The 2,533-nt window shown below is 46.3% G+C and carries 4 protein-coding genes and 1 pseudogene; 4 read left to right on the forward strand and 1 reads right to left on the reverse strand.

Features of this window, described 5'->3' with window-relative positions; all coding sequences use genetic code 11:
• The 4 genes and pseudogenes from B5V81_RS08505 to B5V81_RS08520 form a co-directional block, all read left to right on the forward strand.
• Positions 1–429: pseudogene (locus tag B5V81_RS08505) on the forward strand (phage tail tape measure protein); the annotation flags it as partial.
• 24 nt (positions 430–453) lie between these two features.
• Positions 454–939 carry a phage tail protein gene (locus tag B5V81_RS08510; protein ID WP_212113090.1) on the forward strand — a complete coding sequence of 162 codons (486 nt, stop codon included), beginning with the start codon at positions 454–456 and terminating at the stop codon, positions 937–939.
• On the forward strand, positions 936–1,190 hold the full coding sequence (locus B5V81_RS08515) for a tail protein X (protein WP_212113091.1): 255 nt from the start codon (positions 936–938) through the stop codon (positions 1,188–1,190). Before B5V81_RS08510 ends, B5V81_RS08515 begins: the two co-directional genes overlap by 4 nt.
• Entirely contained in the window at positions 1,190–2,203 is a 1,014-nt protein-coding gene (locus tag B5V81_RS08520) for a phage late control D family protein (RefSeq protein ID WP_212113094.1), read from the forward strand. The genes B5V81_RS08515 and B5V81_RS08520 overlap by 1 nt, the downstream gene beginning before the upstream one ends.
• Here the strand turns inward: B5V81_RS08520 and B5V81_RS08525 are convergent.
• On the reverse strand, positions 2,186–2,341 hold the full coding sequence (locus B5V81_RS08525; RefSeq protein WP_212113092.1) for a hypothetical protein: 156 nt from the start codon (positions 2,339–2,341) through the stop codon (positions 2,186–2,188). The genes B5V81_RS08520 and B5V81_RS08525 overlap by 18 nt on opposite strands.
• Positions 2,342–2,533: the final 192 nt, after the last annotated feature.

Here is a 2,533-nt window from a genome sequence, read left to right on the forward strand (position 1 = left end):
TGGTTGAAGCGTTTTTTTACCCGCGAAAAGCTCACAGAGAGTGCCAAGGCTGGTATGGAACAAGCCGGCGAAGATCTGGCTAATCGGATTGTCGATGGCTTTATGTCGTCCATCTCACAATTGATGAATTATTGTAAATCGTTGCCTCACCGCATTAAGGGGTGGATTGGTTCCATTGATGTCAGAGAGTTTTTGCCAAGTTTTTTAGGAGGAAAAACAGCAATTCAGCCCATAGCACAATTTGCGGGGACTGCTCCTGTAAATGCATCGGCTAGAGAACAAAGAGACAAAGACCGTTCCCCCATCACCCACAATCAAAATGTTACAGTGCATGTTAATGGGGCGCGTGATCCCATGGCCACTGGTCGTGCGGTTGCTCATGCTTTGCAACGGGCACGCGCCAATGCGCTGCATGGCGGGACAGAGTAATGACACAATGAGGGGAGGGCGTCTATGAGAGATCCGTTGATGATGTTAGGACCACATCTCTTTTATGTGGATTGGCTGAATTTCCAATCCTTTGAGGAAGAGTTCTCTGCCTCCTGGGTTTGCCTAGAGCGTTTTGGTGAGGCTCCCGGTTTGCAATTTACCGGCTATGGCAATGATCCCAAAACCATTCACGGGGTATTGTTTCCAGAAGAATTTGGGGACCGTGCAGCTCTTGATGCTATCACCAGAACCATTCGTGCCGCCAAGCCCGTTCAGATGATCCGTTGGATGAGTGACAACGGCTATAGTGCCCTTCTGCATGGATCTGTGGTGATCACCAGTGTCACGAAAGATCATGATTATATCAGTCGCTCTGGTCAATCGGGGCGCATTCGCTATGCCATTCGCTTGTTACCGTTTTTTGACGGCGGAAAACCACAAGGTCAATATCAGGTGGGACAATACCAAGGGAGATATGATCAATATTCCCAAGGGGGAGAAACGCCATGAAGATCCCAGAAAAGCACCTCGTGGTGGAGCTAGAGGATATGAGTCTTGATCTGATCTGCTTTCAACATGCTATGGCTGTGTTAGGAGATAGATCTGAAGTTGGAGCTCTCAAGGGTTACTGTGAGGCTACTTTGCAAGCCAATCCAGGTATTGCGAGATATGGTGCTCTATTGCCACGGGGCTTAAAGGTCATCCTGCCTGAATTTGTATCATGTGAAAAGAACAGCGTGGTGAGAAGGCTATGGGATTAATGCGCGCACATCCCTTTATTGAGGTGAGGGTAGGGGAGAAACTTGTCCATGAGGTCTTTTACCAGCGTCTTTTAACGGCAACGATTACGGACCATGCGGGCAATGAAGCCGATACATTTGAAGCAGAGTTTGATGATTGTGGCCATGATTTAGAGGTTCCTTCAAGCAACAGTGCACTCCAGGTTACCTTTGGCTATCAAAACAGCATCCGTGCCTTTATGGGGCGTTTTGTTGTTGAGTCGGTCATCAGTTGTGGTGGGAGTGATGGAGAGATTTTGCGTCTTTGTGGCAAAAGCGCTTCAATGCGCAAAGAACTTAAAGAACAGGCGAGTGAACATTTTGACCACCAAACCATTGCTGAGATTGTCGAGACACTTGCCAAACGTCATGGCTATCAAGCAAAGGTCAGTCCCCAATTTACCAAACAAATTCTTCCTTATGTGGTGAGAACCGATCAGTCGGCGGTTGATTTTTTAACCCGCCTTGCGGACCGCATGCGGGCGCGTTTTTTAATCAAAGACCATAAGTTTTTATTTTTAAGCGGAGACAATTTACCAGCCCTCACCATTCATCAACATGACTGTTCAAGCTGGGAATTCACACTAGAGCCGCGCACCCAATACGGCATCATTGAAGCTTCTTATTTTGATCGCTCAACAGGGCAACAGTGCCAAGTGAAGCATCAAACGGGTTTTAGCGGTCCCGTGCGCCGTCTGCGCAGTTGTTACCCATGTCAAGAAGAAGCACAGGCTGCTGCTGCTTCCGAGTCGGATAGGCTTTGCCGTGCTGTGGGCAGTGGCTCCTTAATCCTACAAGGACGCCCCGAAATCATGGCGGATCAACCTCTCATCCTTCAAGGGTTCCGTGAAGAAATCAATGGGCCATGGAAAGCCGCAATGGTCACGCATCGTTATGAGAAACAAAGCGGATACATCACAGAAATTACCTTTGAGGCACCAGAAAAGGGAAACAAAACAGAAGAAAAGGAAACCTCTTCAGTGACAGAAAATTAAAGGATCAATTTGATTCTTTGATTGGTGATGAAGAGTATTGAGACCAAAATCAAAAGTTCGCACTTTGGTGTGGAGGTAAGAAATAGGTGCAAGTTGCATCAATTGCGGGAGTCCAGCAATAGGGTAATGTTTACTCAATTCCTCAAACGCTCCTCTTTTTGATAATGTCCTTGAATAATGTGCTTAGGATACGGAAAAACTATTAGTCAATTTATGCTCAAAGAGGTGAACACATCTTATATACGCTGCTTCTCAAATAATATGATTCCAGCTCAAGAACTCATCATCAAAAATTGCGACCTTATAAGAGAGAAAAATAAAGACTCATTA

This window comes from Bartonella queenslandensis (assembly GCF_018155095.1).
Lineage (GTDB): Bacteria > Pseudomonadota > Alphaproteobacteria > Rhizobiales > Rhizobiaceae > Bartonella > Bartonella queenslandensis_B.

Bases quoted from the DNA above. Each gene is read 5' to 3' on its own strand.
- B5V81_RS08510 (WP_212113090.1), top strand. From the start codon at position 454: ATGAGAGATCCGTTGATGATGTTAGGACCACATCTCTTTTATGTGGAT.
- B5V81_RS08520 (WP_212113094.1), top strand. From the start codon at position 1,190: ATGCGCGCACATCCCTTTATTGAGGTGAGGGTAGGGGAGAAACTTGTC.
- B5V81_RS08515 (WP_212113091.1), top strand. From the start codon at position 936: ATGAAGATCCCAGAAAAGCACCTCGTGGTGGAGCTAGAGGATATGAGT.